This is a genomic window from Streptomyces sp. NPDC003023 (assembly GCF_042888225.1).
Lineage (GTDB): Bacteria > Actinomycetota > Actinomycetes > Streptomycetales > Streptomycetaceae > Streptomyces.
Genome location: NZ_JBIAPL010000005.1, coordinates 264,960 through 288,878 on the forward strand (window position 1 = coordinate 264,960; position 23,919 = coordinate 288,878).

The 23,919-nt window shown below is 70.3% G+C and carries 28 protein-coding genes; 14 read left to right on the forward strand and 14 right to left on the reverse strand.

Features of this window, described 5'->3' with window-relative positions; all coding sequences use genetic code 11:
- The first annotated feature begins 10 nt into the window (after positions 1 to 10).
- Both ACFYV1_RS19215 and serC read left to right on the forward strand, forming a co-directional pair.
- Positions 11 to 619 (forward strand): ATP/GTP-binding protein, encoded by a 609-nt coding sequence (locus tag ACFYV1_RS19215; protein WP_389396685.1) that lies wholly within the window; start codon positions 11 to 13, stop codon positions 617 to 619.
- 84 nt (positions 620 to 703) lie between these two features.
- On the forward strand, positions 704 to 1,822 hold the full coding sequence (serC, locus tag ACFYV1_RS19220) for a phosphoserine transaminase (protein WP_389396686.1): 1,119 nt from the start codon (positions 704 to 706) through the stop codon (positions 1,820 to 1,822).
- A gap of 160 nt (positions 1,823 to 1,982) precedes the next feature.
- Here serC and ACFYV1_RS19225 read toward each other — a convergent pair whose 3' ends face one another.
- The 3 genes from ACFYV1_RS19225 to ACFYV1_RS19235 form a co-directional block, all read right to left on the reverse strand.
- Positions 1,983 to 2,348, reverse strand: coding sequence for a hypothetical protein (locus tag ACFYV1_RS19225; protein ID WP_389396687.1), 366 nt, complete (start codon positions 2,346 to 2,348; stop codon positions 1,983 to 1,985).
- Between the two features lie 197 nt (positions 2,349 to 2,545).
- Complete coding sequence (locus tag ACFYV1_RS19230) at positions 2,546 to 3,379, reverse strand: ABC transporter permease (protein WP_389396688.1); 834 nt, start codon at positions 3,377 to 3,379, stop codon at positions 2,546 to 2,548.
- On the reverse strand, positions 3,376 to 4,341 hold the full coding sequence (locus tag ACFYV1_RS19235) for an ATP-binding cassette domain-containing protein (protein WP_389396689.1): 966 nt from the start codon (positions 4,339 to 4,341) through the stop codon (positions 3,376 to 3,378). Before ACFYV1_RS19235 ends, ACFYV1_RS19230 begins: the two co-directional genes overlap by 4 nt.
- 86 nt (positions 4,342 to 4,427) lie before the next feature.
- Here ACFYV1_RS19235 and ACFYV1_RS19240 point away from each other — a divergent pair, with 86 nt between their 5' ends.
- Positions 4,428 to 5,195 (forward strand): TetR/AcrR family transcriptional regulator, encoded by a 768-nt coding sequence (locus ACFYV1_RS19240; protein ID WP_389396690.1) that lies wholly within the window; start codon positions 4,428 to 4,430, stop codon positions 5,193 to 5,195.
- Positions 5,196 to 5,352: 157 nt separating this feature from the next.
- Here ACFYV1_RS19240 and ACFYV1_RS19245 read toward each other — a convergent pair whose 3' ends face one another.
- Both ACFYV1_RS19245 and ACFYV1_RS19250 read right to left on the reverse strand, forming a co-directional pair.
- Positions 5,353 to 6,402 (reverse strand): WD40 repeat domain-containing protein, encoded by a 1,050-nt coding sequence (locus ACFYV1_RS19245; protein ID WP_389396691.1) that lies wholly within the window; start codon positions 6,400 to 6,402, stop codon positions 5,353 to 5,355.
- 21 nt (positions 6,403 to 6,423) lie between these two features.
- Positions 6,424 to 7,272, reverse strand: a complete 849-nt coding sequence (locus ACFYV1_RS19250) for a class I SAM-dependent methyltransferase (protein WP_389396692.1) — start codon at positions 7,270 to 7,272, stop codon at positions 6,424 to 6,426.
- A gap of 108 nt (positions 7,273 to 7,380) precedes the next feature.
- On the opposite strand from ACFYV1_RS19250, the gene ACFYV1_RS19255 reads away from it, so the two are divergent.
- The 3 genes from ACFYV1_RS19255 to ACFYV1_RS19265 all read left to right on the forward strand — a co-directional run bounded on the left by ACFYV1_RS19255 (position 7,381) and on the right by ACFYV1_RS19265 (position 9,436).
- Positions 7,381 to 7,995: a TetR family transcriptional regulator gene (locus tag ACFYV1_RS19255; RefSeq protein ID WP_389396693.1), complete on the forward strand. Its 615-nt coding sequence runs from the start codon at positions 7,381 to 7,383 to the stop codon at positions 7,993 to 7,995.
- A 34-nt stretch (positions 7,996 to 8,029) separates the two neighbouring features.
- On the forward strand, positions 8,030 to 8,713 hold the full coding sequence (locus tag ACFYV1_RS19260) for a GDSL-type esterase/lipase family protein (protein ID WP_389396694.1): 684 nt from the start codon (positions 8,030 to 8,032) through the stop codon (positions 8,711 to 8,713).
- A gap of 255 nt (positions 8,714 to 8,968) precedes the next feature.
- A complete protein-coding gene (locus ACFYV1_RS19265) occupies positions 8,969 to 9,436 on the forward strand; it encodes a hypothetical protein (protein ID WP_389396695.1) in 468 nt (155 codons plus the stop codon).
- 209 nt (positions 9,437 to 9,645) lie between these two features.
- Here the strand turns inward: ACFYV1_RS19265 and ACFYV1_RS19270 are convergent, their stop codons facing one another.
- Positions 9,646 to 10,059: an SSI family serine proteinase inhibitor gene (locus ACFYV1_RS19270; RefSeq protein WP_389396696.1), complete on the reverse strand. Its 414-nt coding sequence runs from the start codon at positions 10,057 to 10,059 to the stop codon at positions 9,646 to 9,648.
- Positions 10,060 to 10,385: 326 nt separating this feature from the next.
- Between ACFYV1_RS19270 and ACFYV1_RS19275 the strand changes: the two genes are divergently transcribed.
- Positions 10,386 to 11,138, forward strand: coding sequence for a class I SAM-dependent methyltransferase (locus ACFYV1_RS19275; RefSeq protein ID WP_389396697.1), 753 nt, complete (start codon positions 10,386 to 10,388; stop codon positions 11,136 to 11,138).
- Between the two features lie 71 nt (positions 11,139 to 11,209).
- Positions 11,210 to 12,214, forward strand: a complete 1,005-nt coding sequence (locus ACFYV1_RS19280) for a hypothetical protein (protein WP_389396698.1) — start codon at positions 11,210 to 11,212, stop codon at positions 12,212 to 12,214.
- A 159-nt stretch (positions 12,215 to 12,373) separates the two neighbouring features.
- On the opposite strand, the gene ACFYV1_RS19285 is transcribed toward ACFYV1_RS19280, so the two are convergent.
- Both ACFYV1_RS19285 and ACFYV1_RS19290 read right to left on the reverse strand, forming a co-directional pair.
- Positions 12,374 to 13,093, reverse strand: coding sequence for a VOC family protein (locus ACFYV1_RS19285; protein ID WP_389396699.1), 720 nt, complete (start codon positions 13,091 to 13,093; stop codon positions 12,374 to 12,376).
- A 176-nt stretch (positions 13,094 to 13,269) separates the two neighbouring features.
- Positions 13,270 to 13,686 (reverse strand): acyl-CoA thioesterase, encoded by a 417-nt coding sequence (locus tag ACFYV1_RS19290; RefSeq protein WP_389396700.1) that lies wholly within the window; start codon positions 13,684 to 13,686, stop codon positions 13,270 to 13,272.
- A 127-nt stretch (positions 13,687 to 13,813) separates the two neighbouring features.
- Here ACFYV1_RS19290 and ACFYV1_RS19295 point away from each other — a divergent pair, with 127 nt between their 5' ends.
- Positions 13,814 to 14,248, forward strand: coding sequence for a CBS domain-containing protein (locus ACFYV1_RS19295; RefSeq protein ID WP_389396701.1), 435 nt, complete (start codon positions 13,814 to 13,816; stop codon positions 14,246 to 14,248).
- 130 nt (positions 14,249 to 14,378) lie between these two features.
- Here the strand turns inward: ACFYV1_RS19295 and ACFYV1_RS19300 are convergent, their stop codons facing one another.
- A complete protein-coding gene (locus ACFYV1_RS19300) occupies positions 14,379 to 14,843 on the reverse strand; it encodes a hypothetical protein (protein ID WP_389396702.1) in 465 nt (154 codons plus the stop codon).
- Positions 14,844 to 15,157: 314 nt separating this feature from the next.
- Here ACFYV1_RS19300 and ACFYV1_RS19305 point away from each other — a divergent pair, with 314 nt between their 5' ends.
- Positions 15,158 to 15,760 (forward strand): GNAT family N-acetyltransferase, encoded by a 603-nt coding sequence (locus ACFYV1_RS19305; RefSeq protein WP_389396703.1) that lies wholly within the window; start codon positions 15,158 to 15,160, stop codon positions 15,758 to 15,760.
- Between the two features lie 50 nt (positions 15,761 to 15,810).
- Here the strand turns inward: ACFYV1_RS19305 and ACFYV1_RS19310 are convergent, their stop codons facing one another.
- Positions 15,811 to 16,335 (reverse strand): carboxymuconolactone decarboxylase family protein, encoded by a 525-nt coding sequence (locus ACFYV1_RS19310; protein ID WP_389396704.1) that lies wholly within the window; start codon positions 16,333 to 16,335, stop codon positions 15,811 to 15,813.
- A 206-nt stretch (positions 16,336 to 16,541) separates the two neighbouring features.
- Here ACFYV1_RS19310 and ACFYV1_RS19315 point away from each other — a divergent pair, with 206 nt between their 5' ends.
- From ACFYV1_RS19315 to ACFYV1_RS19325, 3 genes are all read left to right on the forward strand, one after another.
- Positions 16,542 to 16,985, forward strand: a complete 444-nt coding sequence (locus ACFYV1_RS19315) for a MarR family winged helix-turn-helix transcriptional regulator (protein ID WP_389396905.1) — start codon at positions 16,542 to 16,544, stop codon at positions 16,983 to 16,985.
- A gap of 402 nt (positions 16,986 to 17,387) precedes the next feature.
- A complete protein-coding gene (locus ACFYV1_RS19320) occupies positions 17,388 to 18,215 on the forward strand; it encodes an endonuclease I family protein (protein WP_389396705.1) in 828 nt (275 codons plus the stop codon).
- 85 nt (positions 18,216 to 18,300) lie between these two features.
- Positions 18,301 to 19,290 carry an aldo/keto reductase gene (locus ACFYV1_RS19325; RefSeq protein ID WP_389396706.1) on the forward strand — a complete coding sequence of 330 codons (990 nt, stop codon included), beginning with the start codon at positions 18,301 to 18,303 and terminating at the stop codon, positions 19,288 to 19,290.
- A 138-nt stretch (positions 19,291 to 19,428) separates the two neighbouring features.
- Here the strand turns inward: ACFYV1_RS19325 and thpR are convergent, their stop codons facing one another.
- The 3 genes from thpR to ACFYV1_RS19340 all read right to left on the reverse strand — a co-directional run bounded on the left by thpR (position 19,429) and on the right by ACFYV1_RS19340 (position 22,026).
- On the reverse strand, positions 19,429 to 20,001 hold the full coding sequence (gene thpR / locus ACFYV1_RS19330) for an RNA 2',3'-cyclic phosphodiesterase (protein WP_389396707.1): 573 nt from the start codon (positions 19,999 to 20,001) through the stop codon (positions 19,429 to 19,431).
- A 190-nt stretch (positions 20,002 to 20,191) separates the two neighbouring features.
- Positions 20,192 to 21,541: an MFS transporter gene (locus tag ACFYV1_RS19335; RefSeq protein WP_389396708.1), complete on the reverse strand. Its 1,350-nt coding sequence runs from the start codon at positions 21,539 to 21,541 to the stop codon at positions 20,192 to 20,194.
- Between the two features lie 38 nt (positions 21,542 to 21,579).
- Positions 21,580 to 22,026, reverse strand: coding sequence for a MarR family winged helix-turn-helix transcriptional regulator (locus tag ACFYV1_RS19340; RefSeq protein WP_389396709.1), 447 nt, complete (start codon positions 22,024 to 22,026; stop codon positions 21,580 to 21,582).
- A 133-nt stretch (positions 22,027 to 22,159) separates the two neighbouring features.
- Between ACFYV1_RS19340 and ACFYV1_RS19345 the strand changes: the two genes are divergently transcribed.
- Positions 22,160 to 22,342: a ribbon-helix-helix protein, CopG family gene (locus ACFYV1_RS19345; RefSeq protein ID WP_356898393.1), complete on the forward strand. Its 183-nt coding sequence runs from the start codon at positions 22,160 to 22,162 to the stop codon at positions 22,340 to 22,342.
- A 10-nt stretch (positions 22,343 to 22,352) separates the two neighbouring features.
- Here the strand turns inward: ACFYV1_RS19345 and ACFYV1_RS19350 are convergent, their stop codons facing one another.
- A complete protein-coding gene (locus tag ACFYV1_RS19350; protein WP_389396710.1) occupies positions 22,353 to 23,807 on the reverse strand; it encodes an NCS2 family permease in 1,455 nt (484 codons plus the stop codon).
- Between the last annotated feature and the right edge of the window lie 112 nt (positions 23,808 to 23,919).

Here is a 23,919-nt window from a genome sequence, read left to right on the forward strand (position 1 = left end):
CCGAGAAACGATGACCCGCGCGACCACCCGGGCGACCCCCGGCAGTGCGAGCACGGGCACCGCGGCCCCTGCCGGCGCGCTCAAGATCGCCGTCGTGGGCGGCTTCGGCGCGGGCCGCTCCACGATGGTGCGTTCCGTCAGCGAGATACGTCCGCTGCACACCGAGGAGACGATCAGCCCGGACGGCTGTCTGGCGGACGCCGCCGCGCGGGTGCCGGCCAAGACGGCGACCACGGTCGCCCTCGACTTCGGCCGCATCACGATCGACGACCAACGGGTGCTGTATCTGTTCGGTACGCCCGGACAGGAACGTTTCCGCTTCCTCTGGGACCGTCTCCTCCGCGGCACCGACGCGGCGGTCGTCCTCATCGACACGCGCGCCGTCGGCGACGCCCGGTACGCGATCGAGCGACTGAGGCACCAGGGCACGCCTTTCATCGTCGCCGTCAACGACTTCGGCGGCCCCTTCCGTTCGGAGGACGAGATCCGCGAGATGCTCGCCCTCGCGCAGGGTGTGCCGCTCGTCGAGTTCGACGCCAGGGACCATTCGTCAAGCAAGTTCGTGCTGATCGCCCTGGTGGAGCACCTGCACGCGCCGGGTCCCGGCCGCCCCGCGTGACCCGCGGGTCGGGGTCCGGCGGCGCCGTCTCAGCCGCCGGACCGTGCGCCCGCCCGGCCGCCGGACCGGTATACGCTCCGGAACGTGGCTGATATCCAGATTCCCGCTGACATCAAGCCCGCCGACGGCCGTTTCGGCGCGGGCCCCTCCAAGGTGCGTACGGAGGCGCTGGACGCCCTGGCCGCCACCGGCACCTCTCTCCTCGGCACCTCCCACCGCCAGGCCCCGGTCAAGAACCTGGTCGGCGAGGTCCGCGACGGCGTGCGCGAGCTGTTCTCCCTCCCCGAGGGATACGAGGTGATCCTCGGCAACGGCGGCTCCACCGCCTTCTGGGACGTCGCGACCCACGGCCTGATCGAGAACAGGTCCCAGCACCTGTCGTTCGGCGAGTTCTCCTCCAAGTTCGCCAAGGCCGCCAAGCTGGCGCCGTGGCTGGAGGAGCCCACCGTCATCTCCTCGGACCCGGGCACCCACCCGGAGCCGCGGGCGGAGGCCGGCGTCGACGTCTACGCCTTCACCCACAACGAGACCTCCACCGGTGTCGCCGCCCCGATCCAGCGGGTCGACGGTGCGGACGACGGTGCGCTGGTCCTGGTGGACGCGACCTCCGGCGCGGGCGGCCTGCCGGTCGACATCGCTCAGACGGACGTCTACTACTTCGCGCCGCAGAAGTCCTTCGCCTCCGAAGGCGGCCTGTGGATCGGCGTGTTCTCCCCCGCCGCCCTGGAGCGCGCGGCCCGCGTGCACGGCTCCGGCCGGCACGTCCCCGAGTTCTTCTCGCTCCCGACGGCGATCGACAACTCGCTGAAGAACCAGACGTACAACACCCCGGCCCTCTCCACCCTCTTCCTGCTGAACGAGCAGCTGAAGTGGATCAACGGCCAGGGCGGCCTCGACTGGTCCGTGAGCCGCACCGCGACCTCGTCGCGCACCCTGTACGGCTGGGCGGAGGCGTCCAAGTACGCGACCCCGTTCGTCGTCGACCCGGCGAAGCGCTCGCAGGTCATCGGCACGATCGACTTCGCCGACGAGATCGACGCGGCCGCGGTCGCCAAGGCGCTGCGCGCGAACGGCGTCGTCGACACCGAGCCGTACCGCAAGCTGGGCCGCAACCAGCTGCGCGTGGCGATGTTCCCGGCGATCGACCCGGCGGACGTCGAGGCGCTGACGGCGTGCATCGACTACGTGATCGAAAAGCTCTAGTGCCCCTCCCGGCAGGCTTTGCCCTGTCGCGTCGCCCAGCACGCAACTTCACGGGGTCCAGCACGCACCTTCACGGGCAAACATTGCCGGTCACGGCACCAGCAGCGTAGTCACAGGGCCCGGCGGTGTCCGCCGGGCCCTGTGACGTGTCCGCCGGCTCTCACCCCGACTGCGCCTTGATGTGGTCGATCACCTCGGTGAACTCCGCCGTCGGCGAGAACTCCACCACATCGACGTCCTCCAGAGCCTCCGGAGCGTGGCCGGGCGCCCAGTAGTACGCCTGGCCCGCCTCGTACGTCTCCTCGCCGGAAGCGGTCCTCATCCTGATCCGGCCGCTCATCAGGAATCCCCAGTGGGGACACTGGCACAGGTCCCCGGGCAGGCCCTTGACCGCGGGCCCCATGTCCGTGCCCTTGGGCAGGTGGATGAAGGCGACGGACAGGCCGCCGCCGGCCTCCTTCGTCCTCAGCTCGACACCGCCGCCCTCGAGTACGACGGGGGTCTCCTCGCGCGTGGTCGCCGTCATGACTGCCTCCACGGCCGGGACCGGTCGGAAAGGCGGCCTGCCGGCCTCATTCCAGTCTCGACCCGATGGTGCGCGGGGTCGACATGTGCGCCGCGGTCGGCGCGGGGGCGGCGCGACCGCTCGACGGTGTGACGATCCGCCTTCCGGTGATGGAAGGGGTCGTCGTCCCGCGACGGCGCCCCGCCGCTCGCAGGACCTCAGCGGCTGAGCCGCTGGAAGCGTCGCACGGCGAGCGGCGCGAACACCGCCGTCACGACGACCGGCCACACCACCGCCATCAGCAGCGAGTTCTCCTGGATCCAGCTCCCGTCGCTCGCCACCGGGTTGCCGAAGAGTTCGCGGGCCGCCGCGGCGGTCGAGGAGATCGGGTTCCAGGCGGCGATCGTGCCCAGCCAGTCCGGCATCGTCGACGGCGGCACGAACACGCTGGAGATCATGGTGAGCGGGAAGGCGACCGCGTAGAGGCCACCCGCCGCCTCCGCGCTGGGAACGAGCAGGCCGAGCAGGATGCCGACCCAGATCAGGCAGAACCGCAGGAGCAGCAGCAGTCCGAACGCGCCCAGGGACGCGGCGAGGCCCGTGTCCGCGCGCCAGCCCATGGCGAGGGCCGTCGCGGCCAGGATCGTCAGTTCGGCACAGGCGACGATCAGGTCGTTCGCGCCGCGGCCGGTGACCACCGCGGACGGGGCCATCGGCATCGAGCGGAAGCGGTCGATGACGCCCTTGGTCGCGTCGGTGACGACGGCCATCGCCGTGTTCATGAACCCGAAGGCCATGGTCATCGCGAACATGCCGGGCATCAGGAAGTCACGCACACTGCCGCCGTCGGGCGATTTCATCGCGCCGCCGAAGACATATCCGTAGAGCAGTACGGAGATGATCGGGAAGCCGAGCTGCCAGGCGATGAGGACCGGCTGGCGCTGGTAGTGGGTGAGTCCCCGGCGGACCACGTTCCAGCAGTCTGCGATGGCCCAGTAGGCGGGCCCGTGCCTGCCGTCGGGCTCCAGGTCCGCCAGGTCTGTCGTGCTCATGCTGCGGCTTCCTCCTTCGTCTCCGTGCCGTGTCCGGTCAGGCGCAGGAACACGTCGTCCAGGCTCGGCCTGCGCAGACCGATGTCCTCCACCGGGATCCGTTCGTCCTGAAGGGTGCGAGCCACGTCGGTCAGGGCGGCGACGCGGTCGGTCACCGGCGCGTGGACGCGCCGTTCGAGCTCGTCCGTCGTCGGGTCGGTGTCCGAGAGGCGGGCCACGGTCTTGGCGATCGCCGGCAGGTCGGCCGCGTCACGGGCCACCACCTCGATGCGGTCGCCGCCGACCCGGTTCTTGAGCCCGTCCGGGGTGTCGTCGGCAATGGCGCGGCCCTGGTCGATGACGGTGATGCGGGAGGCGAGCCGGTCGGCCTCCTCCAGGTACTGGGTGGTGAGCAGGACGGTCGTGCCGCCGGCGACGAGCCGGCGCACCGCCTCCCACACCTCACCGCGCGAGCGCGGGTCGAGGCCGGTCGTCGGCTCGTCCAGGAACAGCACGTCGGGCGCGAGGATCATCGACGCGGCGAGGTCGAGCCTGCGGCGCATGCCGCCGCTGTACTTGCCGGCACCCTTGTCGCCCGCCTCGGTGAGATCGAACTGCTCGAGCAGCTCGGTGGCCCTGCGCGCCGCGCGCCTGCCGCCGAGGTGGAAGAGCCGGCCGAACATCTCCAGGTTCTGCCGCCCCGTCAGCACCTCGTCGACCGCCGCGTACTGGCCGGTGAGGCCGATGCGGCGGCGTACCCGGCGCGGGTCGCGGGCCACGTCGACACCGGCCACCCGGGCCCGGCCGCCGTCGAAGCGCAGCAGCGTCGCGAGGACCCGTACGGCGGTGGTCTTCCCGGCGCCGTTCGGCCCGAGCAGGCCGTGCACGGTGCCCCTGCGTACAGCGAGGTCGAAGCCGTCGAGGGCCCGCTTGTCCCCGTAGCGCTTCTCAAGTCCTTCCGCCGACACGGCGTATGCGTCCATGTTCCCCTCCAGAAGTAACTGAGTACAGCGTACTCCGTAAAGGGTACACCGTACTCAGTTTTTGCCCGGGAGATTACGCTGGGCCCATGACGACGACGGAGACGACCGGCAGCGGCGACATCGCCCGCAGCCTCGAACTGCTCTGGGGCACCGGCGAGCGCCCCGCACGCGGACCGAAGCCGGGGCTCACCCTCGACCGGATCGTCACCGCCGCCGTCGAGATCGCCGACGCGGAGGGCATGGCCGCCGTCTCGATGCGCCGCCTCTCCACCGAGCTCGGCACGGGCACCATGTCCCTCTACCGGTACGTCCCCGGCAAGGGCGAGCTCCTCGACCTGATGCTCGACCGGGTCACGGGCGAGCCGCTGGAGAGCCAGGCGCACGCAGCCGAGTCCCACACCTGGCAGGACGCCGTACGGGCCATGGCCCGCGCCTACCTCGAACTGCATCGCGCGCACCCGTGGTTGCTGAAGGTCAACCGCTCCCGCACGGTCCTCGGCCCCAGCGCCGTGCAGGGCCTGGAGACGTCACTCATGGCGCTGGAGGGCATGAACCTCAGCGACCCCGAGCTGATCTCCGTGATCATCTCCGTGCAGAGCTTCGTCTCCGGCATCGTGCGCATGGAAGTGGAGGCGGCGGAGGCCGCTCAGCAGACCGGCCAGAGCGAGGCGGACTTCTGGAAGAGCCAGGAGCCCTTCCTGGAACGGGCGATGCTCTCGGGTCGCTACCCGCGGCTCGCCACCCTCTCGGAGGACGCCTTCGGCTCGGACTTCGACCACTTCGCCTTCGGGGTCGACCGTCTGGTCGCCGGCTTCGAGGCCCTCGTCGAGGAACGCGCCTCGCGGCAGGGTTGAGTCCGTTCGCCGGGCTCCGACGGCGCGGCGAAGTGGATGGCCGGAAGCACACGTCGGGCCATGGCCCAGCAGGACACCGCCGGACCCTGTCGGCCATTGAGCGGGTGAGAAACGGCGCAGGGGAGGCGAGCCCCGGCCGGGCCCGAGCGAGAGGCCCCTAGCCGCGCCGGCGCCTCAGCGCCAGAACGAGCGCACCCGCGCCGGCGAGGACGAGCACCCCGTACATGGTGACGCCGCCCTTGCCTTCGTCACCGCCGGCCGCTCCGCCGCCCGGACCTCCCGGCTTCGCGCTGTCCTCCGCCGCGCCGGAGCCGGCGTCGTCGCTCTCGACGGCCACCGGCTCGACAGGGCTGCGCTCTCCCTCGGAGCCGAACAGCAGCGTCCTGCCGTCGGGCGTGTACGTCACCGACTCCGACTGCCCCTGGATCGGTCCGCGCACCCGGTGGTCGGCGCCGAGACGGCCGTCCTTCCACTCGTAGCCGCGGGCACTGAAGTACGAGCGGAGGACCAGTTCCCTCCCGTCCGGCGAGAAGGCGCCGTCGGTCACCCACGGCACCTCACCGATCCGCCGGAAGACGTTGACCTGCCCCGTCCTGAGCGTGGCCGGTCCTTCGTAGAGGCCGCCGCCGTCCTCGTTCTTCGAGGCGATGTAGACCCGGCCGGTCTTCGGGTGGACCATCAGCGCCTCTGCGTTGCGTGCTCCGTCGGCGTACTTCACGTCGAACTGGGTGGCGGTCACGGTCTGGTCGCGCAACTTCTCCGGCTCCGGGAAGCGGTAGATCCAGACGTGGTCCCAGCTGCCGTCGAGGTTGTCGCCGATGTCGCCTACGTAGACGGCGCCGTCCGGTCCCACGGATATCGCCTCCATGTCCCGCGGGGTGCCGACTCCGCGCAGCGTGATGGTGGCGACCGTCCTGCCGGTCCTCGAGTCGACGCCGAAGATCCTCGGCTTGTCCTGGTCGTTGTGCGTCCAGTAGATCCCCGGGTGCGCCCGGCTCGCGGCGAGCCCGCTGGACTCGGTGATCCGCGGGTCCTCGATGGTGAACCCGTCGGAGCCGTCGGAGCCGTCGGAGCCCTGGGTGACCTTGGAGACCTCGGACACCTCGGAAACCTCGGAACCGTCAGCGGCAACGGCAACGGCGGCGGGCACGGCGGCGGTCAGCACCAGGGCGGCCACGAGGCCGGTGACGTACGGAAGCGAACGCATGCCCCAAGCCTGCCACCTCGCCTACCGGTGTTCGGCGGTGACCAGCCACGCCGTGCTGCGGAGCCGGACCGCGCCGTCCTTCTCGTACGGGCGCAGGATGTCCGCGAGCTCGCTCCGGGCCCGCGCACCGGTCGCCTCGTCCACCTGCGCCAGCAGATGGCGGCCGGGTCCGGAGCCCATGAGGAACCCGGTGGCGTCCTCCGCGTCGCGCCCCCACCTGCCCTGCGCCTCGACGTGCTCGATGCCGATGCCGGTGAACCCCGCCGCCGTCAGCACCTCGCGCAGCCGCCCGGGATCGGCCAGCGAGAACATGCCGGGGCCGCCGGTCACGCCGAAGCCGCCCATGGGGAGCAGGCCGCGCAGGCCCACCAGCGCCTGGATCCACTCGTTCCCGTAACCGTCACCGTCGGAGGCGACGACGAACGCCGCGCGGCCGCGGGCGCGGAGCCCGCCGCGGATGTTGGTGAACGCGGCCACCGGATCGGCGAAGAACATCACTCCGAATCGGCTGACGGCCACGTCGAAGCCGCGCCCCTCGAGCGGGTGGACCTGGGCGTCGCCGTGTTCGAACGTCACGTTGCCGAGGTGCGCGGCGTGCGCGGAGGCCCGGGCCCGTTCCAGCATCGGGCGGGACAGGTCGACCCCGGTGGCGCGTCCGTCAACGGCCCGCCGGGCGGCGAGCCTGGTGATGGCGCCGGCGCCGCAGCCGATGTCGAGGACGGCGTCCTCGCGGCCGATGGCGGCGGCGTCGAGGAGCATTTTGTCGAAGCCCTCGTTGACCGCGTCCCAGCGGTCCTGGTTACGGGCCCAGTGGGTGCCCTCGTAACCGTTCCACGCCTGCTCCTGCTCGGTGTTCACGATGTGTGCCATGACGGTTGCCTCTCTGGGACCCGGCTAGAATGGGCGTACGCCCAAACAGTATGGGCGCTTGCCCATACTGTCCATCGCGACACAGCGGAACACCCGGAAAGGCCCTGAATGTCACCCCGTGGAGTAGCCGTCCCAGACGTCCGTGAGCGCCTCTTCGCGGCAGCCGAACGAGTCGTGGCGGAAGGCGGCCCCGGCTCGCTCACCAGCCGGGCCGTCACCGAGGAGGCGGACTGCTCGAAGGGCCTGCTGCACGCCCATTTCCCCGGCGGACTGGACCAGTTCGTGGCGGAACTGGTCCTGGACCGCTTCGCGCGTACGGCCGCGCTGGCGGCGCGACTCCCGGGGCGGGCGGGGCGCGACACGGTCGTGGCGAACCTCGTCGAGGTGACCGGCACCCTCCTCACGTCCACCGGCCCGACACTCTCCGGCCTGGCCCTGAGCCGACCCGGCGCCGCACTCCGCTTCCGGGACGCGATGGCGGCCGGAGCACCCGGATTCACCACCATCCAGGAATCGTTCGCCGAGTACCTGGACGCCGAGCAGCGCGCCGGCCGCGTCGCCGCCGGCCTCGACACGGAGGCCGTCGCCCTCGCGCTCGTCGGCACGGTCCACCACCTGCTGATGACGACCTGGTCGTCCGCCGACCCCGACCCGCGCGAGCGGATCGGACGGCTGGTCACGGCACTCACGGGCAGTGTTCAGCCTCACATCGCCGACAGGTGACGTGTTACCGGCGGGTTCGGCGATGATTGCGCCCATGCGCTTTCTGTTCGTCGGCGATTCCATGACCATCGGAAGTGCCGGTGACCACAGCTGGCGCTACCGGATGTGGCAGCACCTGTCCGCCACGGGCCGGCCCTTCGAGATCGTCGGCCCGCGCCGCGAGCTGTACGACATCGAGGCGAACGCCCCGGTGTCGCATGCCTACGCCGACCCGGCCTTCCCCGCCGACGCCCGCCGCCATCTGGCCGGCTGGGGCGAGGGCTGGCTGCACATGGCGCCCGTGATCCGCGAGACGGTCGCCGCGGAGCGTGCCGACGTCCTGCTGGTCTCACTCGGCCTCATAGACCTCGGCTTCTACACGAACAGCGAGCAGACCGCGGCGAACGCCCGCGCGTTCATCACCGAGGCGCGCGCCGCCAACCCCCGCGTACGCATGGTGCTGCTGCCCGTCATCCCGAACGTCCGCGCCGAGTCCGACCTGCCCTTCGCCGCCGAGTGCGACCGCTTCAACGTGCTGCTCGGGAAGGCGGTCGCGGATCTGGACACGCCCGCGTCCCCCATCCTGCTGGCCTCCCGGCCGGACTCGTACGACATTCACACCGACACCTATGACGGCACCCACCCCGGCCCCACGGGCGAGATCAAGCTCGCCGGCGCCTTCGCGACAGCGATGCACCAGGCGTGGGGACTCGGCGGGACGTACGGCGTCGCGGCCTGATCCTCGCCGCACCGGCCCCCGACACAGGCGTGGGAGCCCGGCAGTTGCCCTGATGAAGCGACGCACAGCCGCACTCCGCCAGGAAGCTGCCACCCCCGAGGGCCCCAATGGCCGCTTCAGGACACGACCGAAAGCTTGTTGTTGCCCTGAGTGGCGTGACCACTCCAGACTGCATGCGTCACGCAGTGCGATGATCATGTCGCGATACGTGATGTTCAGGAGTCGTTCACCATCCTCTCGGACAAGGAATCAACGATGTCGAACATGCCCCGAATCGCCGCCGTCGCCGCATGCCTCGCACTCGCGGGCAGCCTCGCCGCAGCCACCGGCGCGGGAGCCGCGACCACGGCCGACAGGTCCGTCTCGCAGACCGTCACCCTCGTCGTCCCCGGCACCGAGGTCGCGGAACTGTGCGCCTCCGGCGCGGTGAACACGTGTGTCACCGTCGGCACCGGCCCCAGCACGGTCACCGGCACCCTCTCCGTCGCGGTCTCCACCCCGAACGTCACCCCGGTCGTCGAGACGCTCGCCTGCCCGGACGGTTCGTCAGGTGTGGTCGTACGCGCGGGTGTCGGCACCGAGGGCGGCACCCTGGACGCCCGCTTCCAGGGCTCCGTGACCACGAGCGGACTGCCCGGCACGTCGGTGGACAAGACCGTTTCCGCGAGCGTGCCCGACGAGAAGGACGTCCTGACGGCGTCCCTGTGCCTCGCCCGCGGCTGACCCGGCCCGCGCGCTCCCGTTCCGGCCCGCACGACCCGGTCGCGGCGGCGCGAGCACCGCGACAGCGGTGAAGTACGGGTGAGCCGGCCCGGCCGCAGTCCGTCAGGAGCGCCGTCACCGCGACGGACGCGGCCGAGGCCCTCCGCAACGACGCACCGCCCGGCGACCGTGGTCGCCGGGCGGTGCGCTCATATCCGGGCCGAGGGCCGTCAGATGCTGAAGACCGGGCCCGTGGTGTTGGCCAGCTCGCAGGAGTTGCCGTAGGTCTTCGTGAAGGACTTGTACTCCGAACCCCACCAGCCCTTCAGCGTCACGGTGACGGGGGCGTAGTAGAGGGGGCACGCGCGGTCGGGGTTCACGTTCAGGTCTCCGGCGTCGCCGTTCACCGCGGCGAGTTCGGCGCATGCCTCGAGGGGCGCGTTGTGGTCGTCGCCCTCTCTGCAGCTGAGGTCGCCGTACTCGGCAGGCAGCAACTGGCCGTCCGCGGTGGAGCTCTGGACGGAGAGGGAGAGGTCGACGTAGGAGGGCTGGACGCCACCGGCGGCCTGCGCGGGAGCGGCCATGAGCGGGGTCAGGCCGATGGCGGCGGCGAGGGTCAGACCGGTGAGCAGGTTGCGGGACATGAGTCGAACTCCTTTGTTCCTCATAAGGATTGGGACGCCGCTCAAGCTATGTCCTGTCACCCACCGCCACTTTCACCCCACTTCCGATCAACTTCCGCCGGACATGGCCATTGACGTGCAGAGATCCCCATTGAAAGCGGTTTCGTACTACATCCGGTGACACTCATCACATTTGTGTTACCGCTCAGTCACACACCGTGTTGTTGCCGCAGGGTTCATCCGGCCACCCATGGGCGGTTCGGTGGCCGTCATGGGACGGCGTTCACGGGTGCCGTACCGCCGTAAACCGCATGCGGCAGCGCACCCTTGGCTGCGACCATCGGCCGATGCCCCCTTTCGACGAACTCCTCGCGGAGGGCGAAGCCGCCCCCACCGAGGGCTGGGACTTCTCCTGGTTCGACGGCCGCGCCACCGAGCAGCGCCCCTCCTGGGGCTACGCGAGGCTCCTCGCCGACCGCATGGCCGAGGCCGAGGCCGCGCTCGACATCCAGACCGGCGGCGGCGAGGTCCTGGCCTCGATCCCGGCGGCCCCGCCGGTGCTCGCGGCGACGGAGTCGTGGCCGCCGAACCTGGAGATCGCCCGCCGCAACCTGGCGAAGTTCGGCGCGAGTGTCGTGGGCGTCGGCGACACGGCCGACCTGCCGTTCCCGTCCGGCCACTTCGACCTGGTGGTCAGCCGCCACCCCGTCACGGTCCGCTGGGACGAGGTCCGCCGGGTCCTTCGCCCGGACGGCACGTACTTCTCCCAGGCGATCGGCGACGGCTCTGTCCGCGAACTGACCGACTACCTGATGGGCCCCCAGCCCGTCGACCCCTCCCGCAGCCCGACGACCACCGTCGCGGACGCGGAGGCCGCCGGCCTGGAGGTCGTCGACCTCCGCCAGGAAGCGCTGCGGATGGAGTTCCACGACATCGCCGCGGTCGTCCACTTCCTCCGCAAGGTCATCTGGATCGTCCCGGGTTTCACGGTCGACGCCTACCGCGACCGCCTCGTGTCCCTGCACGGCTTCATCGACCGCCACGGCCCGTTCGTCGCCCACTCCACCCGTCTCCTGGTCGAGGCACGCCCGCGCGCCTGACGGTCCACCGCCCCGCGATACGGTGCCGCGATACGGTGCCGCGGGACGTCCAACCGCGAGATCGGGAGCAAATGGCCCTCATACGCCGCCTGGCGCTGTACGTGGCACTGCCGCTGGCCCTCGTCGCCGTCGCGGGCTACGGCTGGTACCAGCTCAGCGACACAGGCAAGCGCTGGCGCTACGAGGACAGACTGGCGACGTACTGCCAGGGGCTGATCCCTCCCGAGGAGTCGGCCGCGATCACCGACTACGACACGGATGAGGGCCTGCCGAACGAATGGCACCGCGGCGGGCCGGAGGGCTACGAGTTCTGCCAGGTCGGCGACACGATGCTCGTCATCGCCCGCGTCCCCGCCTCCGCCCGCGACGACGACGGCCGCCGCGGCGTGTTCGACGAACTGCGCCCCGACAGGACGGCCGGCCTTCCGATGCCCCTGGGCGGCGGCTGGCGCGGTTACACCAACGGGGAGAACGCCGCGGCCGTGCTGGACTGCGCCGGTCAGGACGCCTCCGTCGTCGTGCACTCGTCCCACCGCGGGGACTCGGCGGTGGGACGGAGCACCATCGCACTCGTGACCGCCACGGCGGCCCGCGCGGCCCGGCACTGGGACTGCGATGCGAAGCCCGGCGGCTCCCTCCCGGCCGTCCCCGATCAGCCGGAGGAGAAGTCCCGCTTCGAGGCCGAAGGCACATGCGCGGGAATCCCGATGCACGACATGGACACCATCCACTGGATCAAGGAGACCCCGACGGCGGCTTCCTCCGTGCTGGAGACCTGCGTGCTGGGCGAGACCGAGGCCCGGGCGGAGGAACTGTTCCAAGTCAACGCCCACTTCGGCCCCTTGGCCCGGGCCCAGCACCCGGATCCCGAGACCACCCGGAAGGCGGGTGGCGACGAGGACTACATCTGGGCCACCGCCAAGTGCCCGGGCACCAGCGGCCGTGCCCTCTTCACCATCGCCGCCACCGAGTACGCGCACGACGACGCCGAACAGTTCCTCCGGGCCGCCCTCGCGGCGTTCGCCGACCGCTCGGCCAAGCAGCACGGCTGCACGGACCTCGCACTCCCCCGCTGACACCGCCGCCCCACGGCCGTCGCCCCGCCGCGGCCCCCCCACGACGCCGGCCGGCACGCCCGCCGTCCGCAGACCACCGTCCGCAGACCGTCCTCCGCAGACCGTCCTCCGCAGACCGCCGTCCTCGAACCGAGGCCGGCGGCCGTCGGCGCCGCCCCGCTAGCGGGGGTTCAGGACACAGAACTCGTTGCCGTCTGGATCGGCCAGCCACACCCGGCCGGCGTCCTCCTGGCCGATGTCGATCCGGGTCGCTCCCAGGGAGAGGAGCCGGTCGATCTCCGCCTGCTGATCACCGGTCGCGGGAACGACGTCGAAGTGGAGCCGGTTCTTCGCCGGCTTCGGCATCACCGGCGGTCCGCCCCATGTCACCTTGGGGCCGCCGTGCGGTGAGCGGATCGCGGTCTCCTGGTCCTGGTCCCAGACCAACGGCCAGCCCAGCGCCTTGCTCCAGAAGTACCCGACCTCCTGCGAACCGTCGCACGCGAGCGCCCCGATGAAGCCGCAGTCGGCGAGGAAGTTGTTGCCCGGCTCGATGACGCAGAACTCGTTGCCCTCCGGGTCGGCGAGCACCACATGCCCCTCCTCGGGGCGTTGACCGATGTCGATGTGCCGGCCGCCGAGTTCGAGGGCCGTCGCCACGGTCTTCTGCTGGTCCTCGAGAGACGTGCTCGTCATGTCGAAGTGCATCCGGTTGGCGAGGGTCTTCCGCTCCTGTGTGGAGGAGAAGCGGATCCGGAACCCGGTGTCGTCGTTCGGCAGGACGGCGATGCCGTCGTGTGGATCGTCGACCTGCTCCCAGCCCAGGAGCCCGCCCCAGAAACGGGCGAGAGCGAGCGGGTCGTTCGCATCGAAACAGAGCGCGTACACGTCGGAAGTCATTCGTTCCACATATCCGATCCACTGATGTGCAGCCGCGGACGGGGCACGTCCGCCGCGCCCAGGAAGGCAGTAACGCTAGGAGCGTCCTGCCCGGCGACGCAACGCATTTCTCCGGACGCCACCGGATCGCCCGCGGGCCGGTGGCGGGTGCGGCGACGAGGAGGCGCAGCCGGGCGTCAGCCGGTGAGCAGGCCCGGATCGTCGGCCAGGGCGGCCAGATGGGAGCGCGGGTCGCTGATCAGCCTGCGGCTCGTGAGGTCGAGCATTCCGGCCACGCCGGAGATCTCCGCGGCGACCGTGCCGTCCTCCTTGACGATCTGCTGCACAACCTTGAAGGTCTTTCCGTCCCCGTAGAGGAACTGGCAGGTCACCCGCACCTCCTCGCCGCCGCGCAGTTCACGCAGGTACTTGACCGTCACTTCGAGCGCGACCGGGCCGACGCCACTGGCCAGCAGCTTCTCCTGGGGAAGACCCGCGGCCCGCAGCAGTTCCCAACGTGCGTGCTCGGCGTACTGGAGGTAGACGGCCTGGTTCAGGTGGCCCTGCGTGTCGAGCTCGTAGCCCCGCACGGTCACGTCAACAGAGAAGGTCATGAACATCGCAACGGCCCCGTCCGCCACCGCATTCCCGGGACGGATCCGCCTCCGGCTTTTCGGACGGCGACAACGGGGCACTCGTGCCGGCGTCGGACGAAAGCCACATTCCCCGAGGGGAGGACTCATGGCCGGAGAGCTGCGAGCCAAGGACATCATGACCAGCGGTGCCCAGTGCGTGGGTGCGCATCAGTCGCTTCACGACGCGGCCAAGATGATGCGTGACCTGGGCGTGGGAGCCCTGCCCATCTGCGGCGACAACAACAGGCTCACGGGCCTGGTGACCGACCGCGACATCGTCATCACCTGTTGCGCGGAAGGCGTGGACCCGGCGGAGGTGCAGGCGGGTTCCCTGGGCGGCGAACTGCACTGGATCGACTCGGAGGCGGACGCCTCCCAGGTCCTGGAGATCATGGAGAGCAACCACATCAAGCGTCTTCCGGTGATCGACGTGCAGGGCGGTCACCGCCTGGTCGGCATGATCACCGAGGCGAATCTCGCCAAGAACCTGAGCGATCAGCAGATCGCGGAGTTCGCGACCCGCGTGTACGCGGAGGTATAGCCACCGGCCCCCGGCGGGGGCACGCCCCTGCGAAGGCGCAGCAGGGCGAGAACGGCACAGGCGCCGGGTGCCGCCGTGCTCTCACGGGAGCACGGCGGCACCGGGCGCGTACGCCTTCGCGGAGGGGACGTCAGAAGACGAACGGTCCCGGGTTCTGCGGCGAGGTCGCCGTGCACTGCGCGGTGACACCGAAGACGACGACCTTCAGGGTCTTCGCCTCCAGGCTGTCGCCCGCGGCGACCGTCCCGTCGAGCGGTCCGGTCGAGACCGCGCCGCCCGCCGGGATCGCCGGGTTGGAGTTTCCGGTGAACGTCGCCGTGTCGGTGCCGTTCTTGGACAGGGTGAGCGTGGACTCGGCGGAGCCGGCGCCGATGGGGATGGGGGCGGTGATGGCGTCCGTCGAGACCTCGATGGTCGCGGCGGTGCCGTCCTGGGTGGCCTTGAGCGTGGCCGTGCCGGCGCCGTACGAGCCGCAGTCGAAGGACAACGTCGCCGTCTCTGGCGTCACCGCGTGAGCCGCCGGCGCCATGGCGAGGGTGGTCGCGGCGAGGGCTCCGACGACGTACAGGCCGGTGTGCTTGACGGGGTTCTTCATGGGGGGAATCCGCCTTCGTGTGGGGTCACGGGCTGATGGGGGCATTGCGGCACGCGGTTCCCGAGAAGGGAAGAGAGACACGGCCCAGCCTGCCCACAACGGCTGGATCCCGCCCCTCCTCGTAGTCCGGCCGACTGGTCGGCGACGCCGAGCCTTCGGGGACGGCCTGTTCCTCGATGCCCGGTGAGCACCGAGTGCGTCCCCGACCGCGTCTTCGCCACGCACGCCCTGGCCCGATCAACGCCCTGGCCCGATCAGCGCCTTGCAACGATCAATTCCACCAGGGCCGCCGGACGCACTTCTACGATCTTCGTATGAGTGAGACGAACCCGGCAGAGGCACAACTGCGGACTCCCCGACTGTCGTTGCGGCGTCCGACCGAGGCCGACATCGAGGCGATCTTCGCGATCCACCACGACCCCGAAACCTGTCTGCACAACCCGTCCGACGCGCTCACCCGGCCCGACGAGGCCGAGGAGCTGTACAGCCGCTGGAACGACCAGTGGCAGCGGTGCGGATACGGGTACTGGGTCGTCCGACGCCACGACTCCGCCCGGCAACTGGGATTCTGCGGGATCAAGCCCATGGAACTCCACGGCATGAAGGTCCTCAACCTCTTCTACCGCTTCGCGACCTCGGCCTGGGGCCAAGGCTTCGCCGGCGAGGCCGCGGCGGCAGTCACCGCGTGGGCATCCCGCCACGTTCCCGACCTCCCGCTGATCGCCCGTGTCCGGCCGGCCAACATCGCCTCGCAACACGTGGCGGTACGCGCCGGCCTGGCCCGAGCGGAGCAGTTCGACGAAACCGGGTACGACGGCCTCGACTGGATCTACGCGACAAGGCTTGCGCGGCGAGGAGCCCCCGACGCGGACGGAGACCTCCCCGCAGGCCGTTTCCATGGCCGTTCAACGTCCTGAGACGAGTCACCGGTCGGCCACTCGCGCACAACAGCCCGCAGCGATGCGACTCAAAGAGCACCGCTGCCGATCCGAGCGCCGGTGAGCCGATTGGCGAGCGTCGACATCGTGTACGTACCGATGCCCATGACCACCTCGAGCGCGTTCTGCGCGGTGAAGCCGTGTGCGGTGAAGGCGCGCAGGTCGTCGTCGCCGACCGCGCCCGAGGTGTCGAGAACCTCGAGGACGAACCGCCGTACCGCCTCCAGTCGTTCGTCGCGAAGTTCGCGCCGCTCGCACAGCGCGGCGATCAGTTCCTCGTCGGCGCCGAGGGCACGCAGCTTGCCGGTGTGCATGGCGACGCACACATGGCACTCATTGCGCGTGGCGACGGTCATCACGACCACCTCCCGTGCCACCGGGTCGAGCGTCGTCGTCTCGAACGCGGCACTCAGCCTGAGGAACCCGTCCAGGAGGTGGGGCGACTCGGCCAACAGGGCCACGGCGGGCGGCAGATGACCGAGGTGCTTGACGACCGACTCCATGGCGCGCCGGGAGGCGGGCGGCGCGGTTTCGAGGGTGTGCTCGGGAAACATGGCCAGCTCCTACAATGGACAACATGGTTGACGAACCCGACCCCGAAAACGTAAACCAGGTTGTCGAATCGCGCAAGGCGCTTTCCGGCACCGGCACCGGCACCGGCACCGGCACCGGCACCCCGGGCTACGCGTCCGACGCGGCCTCGCCCGACGCACTTCCCGAGCCCGACGCACCGGCCGGGCCCGACACCCCCGGATACGAACTGCCGCTGCTCCTCTTCGCCGGTTTCCGCTCACTGATCGACCGACTGCACGCCGAACTGGCCCGGCAGGGCCACCCCGACGCACGGCCCGCGCACGGCTTCGCCATGCAGGCCATCGGCATGGACGGGGCCACCGCCAGCGACCTCGGCCGGCGCCTCGGCGTCTCGAAGCAGGCGGCCGGCAAGACCGCGGACCGGCTGCTCGCCCTCGGCTACGCCGAACGCGCCGACGACCCGGCCGACGCCCGGCGCAAGCTCATCCGCCTCACTCCGCACGGCCTGGACGCACTCACCCGCTCCGCGGCGATCTTCGACGAACTGCGGACCGAGTGGGCCCGGACCATCGGCTTCGACCGCCTCCGCGATCTCGAAGCCGCCCTGCGCACCGTCACCCCGCCGGAGAACTTCCGCCTGGACGCGGCGGGCTGGCTGGGCGGCGCCTGACGCGTCCCCGGGGCCGACCGCGACACGCTCACCGCGCCTACCGCCGCACCGCACGGTTGCACGATCTCCGCGGCAGCCGCGGAGGAGCGCCACGATGACCGCCTTGGACGAGCCCAGGATCGAGATGGCCGAGAACAGCGAGGAACACATCCGAGCGACGGCGACCGCACAAGGCCCCCGTCGAACCCACCTTCACCACCGGTGACTTCCCTCACGAGCAGACGCGGCCGGAAGTCGCCGTGCATGACGATGTACACACAACAGACTTGGCGTGTTCACCACATCTACGCGCGGTGATGGAATGCTCCTCGATGTCCTCATCGATCGTCACCCGCGCTGCCGGGCAGTTGTCCTGCCGATCCCCTTGGGCGTGGGTGCGCAACGGGAGCAGGGAAACCCCACATGCCTCGACTCCGCACGATCACACCCAGGTCCGCGCTGCTCGGCCTGGCGGCCGGTCTCGCCCTGACCTGTGTCGCGACCACGGCCCCCGCCGCCACTCTCGGGACCTCGACGCCGACGAATCGTTCCGCCGCATCCTCCCTGGACGACACGTACTACCAGGACGCGCTCGGCAAGTCCGGCCCCGCGCTGCAATCCGCACTGCACACGATCATCAGCGACCAGACCAAGCTGTCCTACTCCCAGGTCTGGGACGCCCTCAAGAACACGGACGAGGACCCGAACAACTCCTCCAACGTCATACTCATCTACGCGGGTCGATCGCAGAGCAAGTCGTCCAACGGCGGTGACGTCGGCGACTGGAACCGCGAGCACGTCTGGGCCAAGTCCCACGGCGACTTCGGCACCTCCACGGGCCCCGGCACCGACATCCACCACCTGCGCCCCTCGGACGTGCGGGTCAACTCCATCCGTGGCAACAAGGACTTCGACAACGGCGGCAGCGCGGTCTCCGGCGCGCCGGGCAACTACACCGACTCCGACTCGTTCGAGCCCCGTGACGCGGTCAAGGGCGACGTCGCCCGCATGATCCTCTACATGGCCGTGCGCTACGAGGGCGACGACGGCTGGGCCGACCTCGAGCCCAACGACCGCGTGAGCAACGGCAGCGCGCCGTACATGGGCAGGCTGTCCGTACTCAAGCAGTGGAACGTGCAGGACCCGCCGGACGCCTTCGAACAGCGCCGCAACCAGGTCATATACGACCGGTACCAGCACAACAGGAACCCGTTCGTCGACCACCCCGAATGGGTCGAGGCGATCTGGTAGACCGCCGGTCGCGGGGCCGCGGCACATGCCGCGGCCCCGCGTCACCCTTGCTTCGAGCGGACTCGAAGGCGTTGGCTGTGTGCTCATGAAGTACACGCAGCTCGGACGCACGGGACTCAAGGTCAGCCGCATCGTCCTCGGGACGATGAACTTCGGGCCTCAGACCGACGAGGCCGCAAGCCACACCATCATGGACGCCGCGCTCGGCGCGGGCATCAACTTCTTCGACACCGCCAACGTCTACGGCTGGGGTGAGAACAAGGGCCGCACCGAGGAGATCATCGGCTCCTGGTTCGCCGGCGACGCGAGCCGCCGCGACAAGGTCGTGCTCGCCACCAAGGTCTACGGGAACATGGCCGGCGACGGCGATCCCTGGCCCAACCACGACCGGCTCTCCGCCCTCAACATCCGCCGCGCGGTGGACGCCTCGCTCAAGCGGCTGCAGACCGACTACATCGACCTGTACCAGTTCCACCACATCGACCGCCGGACGCCGTTCGACGAGATCTGGCAGGCGATCGACGTCCTGGTCCAGCAGGGCAAGATCCTCTACGCCGGCTCCTCGAACTTCCCCGGCTGGGGCATCGCCAAGGCCAACGAGACGGCACGCCGCCTCGGCTCGTACGGTCTGGTCAGCGAGCAGTGCCTCTACAACCTGGCCGAGCGCCGCGCCGAGATGGAGGTCATCCCGGCCGCACAGGACTACGGCCTGGGCGTCATCCCCTGGTCGCCGCTGCACGGCGGCCTGCTGGGTGGCGTGATCAAGAAGGAGAACGAGGGCAGGCGCCGGGCGTCCGGCCGCTCCGCCGACGCGCTCGCCAACAGCGCCGTCCGGGAGCAGGTGCAGTCGTACGAGAACCTTCTCGACAAGCACGGTCTGGAGCCGGGCGAGACCGCGCTCGCTTGGCTGCTGACGCGGCCGGGGGTCACCGGGCCGATCGTCGGCCCGCGTACCGCGGACCAGCTCGCGTCCGCACGGCGGGCGGTCGAGCTGGAGCTGTCGGACGAGCTGCTCACGGGCCTGGACGAGATCTTCCCCGGCCCCGGCCCCTCGCCGGAGGCGTTCGCCTGGTGACGCCGCGCGTGGTGGGGGCCGCGGCGGCCGGTGTCGGTTCTACCGGCCCGTCGCGGCCGCCACCGCGACGATCACGAACATCAGCACCAGCGCGGCGGCCATGATCTGGTTTCTGGTCTTGGGGTTCACCAGACGAGGTTAACCCGCGCCCCCGAGGGGCCATGAACCGACCACTTCGTACCGTGGCCGCTCGCCCGGAACACCGCTGACCGGCAGGTTGCTGCGGACCAGGGTGAGCTCGCCCACCTCCCAGGGCGTGCCCTCGAAGGATTCCAGCGCGTCGACGTACGGACGGAGGTCGCCGGCCCCGTCACGGGTGCGGGCAAGGGTGAGATGCGCCTGGTAGCGGCGGTGCTCCTCCATGCCGACACCGGCCCGCCGAGCCGCGGCGTCGGCGCGCTCGGCCAGCAGCCGCATCTGCTCGATCCCGCCGGCCGCCCCGACCCACAGCGCCCGGTGCCCGAACCGCCCGCCGCGGTGCAGCCGGAGTGGGAACGCGGCCGTCCGGTGCGCGGCCCGCGCCAGGCGGGCGTGCAGATCGGGGATCAGCGCGTCGTCGACCTCCCCCATGAACGCGAGTGTGAAGTGCCACCCCGCCTGCCCGGTCCACCGCAGACCGTCGGCCCCGGGAAGCCGCCCGAGCACGGCGACCTCGGTGGCGAGTTCGTCGACGGCCGTGGGGGGCGGCAGGACGGCGGCGAAGAGTCTCATGGCGTTCAGTGTGCCGTGCGGCCGGTCCACGCTGTACTCCCCTCCGCGGGACCGTCACCCGGCACCGACCGAACCCCGGTACCGCCCGGGCCCGGCAAACCGACAGGACCCCGGCCCCCGGACCCCGGCACCGACCGGACCCCGCGCCGCGAACGCCGACGGGGCCGAAGTCCCCTCCGCCGGCCAACGGCTACGCCGCGGTCACCAGCCGCTCACGTTCCACGAACCGCACCCGCGGGTGTCCCCCGTGCCATCCCACCGACAGCCGCAGGCCGCCGACGCGTGCCAGCATCACGCCCACGCCGGCCGCCGCCACCGCCGCGACCGCGCCGCCCGCGGCGAAGCCGACACGGGCGCCGTACGTGTCCGTGACCCAGCCGACCAGCGGTGCGCCCAGCGGGGTGCCGCCGGTGAAGACCATCATGAACAGGCTCATGACCCGGCCCCGCATCAGCGGGTCCGTCGCCATCTGCACGCTCGAGTTGGCCGTGACGTTGACGGTGAGGCCGAACATGCCGATCGGGACCATCATCACGGCGAAGATCCAGAACGCCGGGGCGAAGGCCGTGACGATCTCCAGCACTCCGAAGAGCACCGCCGCGCCCACCAGCAGCCGGAGCCGTGAGGTGCCGCGCCGGGCGGCGAGCAGGGCTCCGGCCAGGGAGCCGGCGGCCATCAGTGTGTTGAGCAGGCCGTATGTACCGGCGTCGCCGTGGAAGACGTCGTCGACGAACGCGGAGAGCCAGATCGGGAAGTTGAAGCCGAACGTGCCGATGAAGCCGACGAGCACGATGGGCCAGATCAGCTCCGGCCGGCCGGCGACGTAGCGCAGGCCCTCTCGCAGCTGGCCCTTGCCGCGCGGTGCGCGTTCGACCTTGTGGAGCTCGCCCGCCCGCATCATCAGCAGGCCCGCGATGGGCGCGATGAACGACAGGCCGTTGAGCAGGAACGCGTACCCACTGCCGACGGCCGTGATCAGCACACCGGCGACCGCCGGTCCGACGAGGCGTGCGGACTGGAAGTTCGCGGAGTTGAGCGAGACGGCGTTGCGCAGCTGGTCGGGGCCGACCATCTCGGCGACGAACGACTGCCGTGCGGGGTTGTCGACGACGGTGACGAGGCCGAGCAGGAACGCCGTCAGGTAGACGTGCCAGACCTGGACGTGTCCGCTGAGGGTGAGCACGGCGAGCGCCAGGCCGGTGAGGCCCATCGCGGCCTGGGTGGCGAGCAGCAGCTGCCGCTTGGGCAGCCGGTCCGCGAGCACCCCGCCGTAGAGGCCGAGCAGAAGCATGGGGAGGAACTGCAGCGCGATGGTGATGCCGACGGCGGAGGCGGATCCGGTCAGGCTGAGCACCAGCCAGTCCTGGGCGATGCGCTGCATCCAGGTGCCGGTGTTGGAGACGACCTGTCCGGTGGCGAAGAGCCGGTAGTTCCGGATCTTCAGCGAGCTGAACATGCTCTGCTTGCGGCCGGGTCGGGCGGTCAGGGTGTCGGGGTCGGTCGGTGCGGGGGCGGAGTCTGCTCCGGATCCCGTACTCAAAAGGGTTCGCCTCCTCGGCGTGGGCGGTGTTCCGTCGGTTACTGCAGGTGCGCGAGCTTCTCCAGGACGGGGGCGGCTGCGCGCAGCTTGGCCCACTCCTCATCGTCCAGACCCTCGGCGAGCGTTGCCAGCCAGGCGTTCCGCTTGCGGCGAGACTCCTCGAGCATGGTCTTCGCCTGTTCGGTCTGGGTGACCACCTTCTGGCGGCGGTCGTCGGGGTGCGGCTCGAGCCGGACCAGTCCCTTGGCCTCGAGCAGTGCCACGATCCGGGTCATGGACGGCGGCTGTACGTGTTCCTTGCGGGCCAGCTCGCCGGGTGTGGCGGAGCCGCAGAGGGCGAGGGTGCCGAGCACCGACATCTCGGTGGGGCTGAGCGTCTCGTCGACTCGCTGGTGCTTGAGGCGGCGGCCCAGCCGCATGACGGCCGAGCGCAGGGCGTTCACGGCTTCGACGTCCGCGTCGGTACCGTGGGACAGGTCAGGCATGTTTGTTAGCGTAACTCATTACCCTAACTAAAGACCAGTCGGGTTACGGCCCGAATAGATGTGTCACCCATACGAGTGAGGCTCAGCCGGAAAGTGACGCCTCGGCGGCCGGGATGCGGCGACCCTGACAGGCATGGGATCGACTGTGCTCAGCCTGCGGATGGACGGTGAGCTGCTCGACCGCATCCGGCAGCATGCCGCGAAAAGGCAGATGAGCGTCCAGGACTACGTGGTCCGGACGCTCATTCGCGACGATTTCGACGAGCGCTTCAAGGCCGCCGTCGACGAGACGGAGAAGTTCTACGGCGTCACCTGACGCCCCTGCTCTACGTGAGGCCCAGCGCCGGCATCGCGTAGTAGAAGACGAACACCGCCGACACCGCGTACATCGCCGCGGGCACCTCGCGTCCGCGACCGACCGCCAGTCGCAGCAGGCTGAAGGCCACGAAGCCGATGCCGATGCCGTTGGTGATCGAGTAGGTGAACGGCATCATGACCAGCGCCAGGAACGCCGGGGCGGCGATCGTGTAGTCGCTCCAGTCGATGTCCTTGATCGAACCGGCCATGATCAGGAATCCGACCGCCACCAGTGCGGGCGTCGCCGCCTGGGACGGGACCATCGTGGCGAGCGGTGTGAGGAACAGCGCCACCGAGAACAGCGCACCGGCCACGACGGAGGAGAGTCCCGTGCGGGCGCCTTCGCCGACGCCGGCCGTGGACTCCACGAAGCAGGTGTTGGCGGAGCATGAGGTCGCGCCGCCGGCGGCGACGGCGAGGCCGTCGACGATCAGCACCTTGTTGATTCCGGGGTAGTTGCCGTCCTTGTCCATGAGCTTCGCCTCGTCGCCGACGGCGAGGATCGTGCCCATCGCGTCGAAGAAGCAGGACAGCAGCACGGTGAAGACGAACAGGATGCCGGTCAGCAGGCCGACCTTCTCGAAACCGCCGAACAGGCTGACCTGGCCGAGCAGCCCGAAGTCGGGCGTCGAGACCGGGTTGCCGGGCCACTCGGGCGTGGTCAGACCCCAGGACTCGATGTCGGCGACGGCGTGAACGACCATCGCGACGACCGTCATGACGACGATCGAGATGAGGATCGCGCCCGGCACCTTGCGGATGATCAGCGCCAGGGTGAGCAGCGTGCCGAGGGCGAAGACGAGGACCGGCCAGCCGAGCAGGTGACCGCCGGTGCCCAGCTGGAGCGGGACGGTGGTGTGGGCGGCGTCCGGGATGCGGGTGACGAAGCCGGAGTCCACCAGGCCGATGAGCATGATGAACAGGCCGATGCCGATCGCGATGGCCTTGCGCAGGCCGAGCGGCACGGCGTTCATCACGCGCTCCCGCAGTCCGGTCGCCACCAGCAGCATCACCACGAAACCGGCGAGCACCACCATGCCCATGGCGTCCGCCCAGGCCATCTGGGGCGCGAGCTGGAGGGCGACGACCGTGTTCACGCCGAGGCCGGCCGCGAGCGCGATCGGGACGTTGCCGATGACGCCCATCAGCAGGGTGGAGAAGGCCGCGGTCAGCACGGTGGCGGTGACGAGCTGGCCGCCGTCGAGCTGGTGGCCGTACATGTCCTTGGCGCTGCCGAGAATGATCGGGTTCAGCACGAGGATGTAGGCCATCGCGAAGAACGTGGCGAATCCGCCCCGGACCTCGCGGGCGACCGTGGAGCCGCGCTCGGAGATCTTGAAGAAGCGGTCCAGGCCGTCGGCGGGCTGCGGGGGCGCGGGCGGCAGGTCGGAGGACCCGACCTTGGCGGTGGCCGTGGGGGACATGCGGAAACCTCAGTCGTACGCGAAGGGGGCGACACGGAGAAGGACAGAGAAAACCGGCCAGACTTGGATGTTCCAACAAGGAAAACCAGTCAGCCGGAATCAGTTTCAGTAT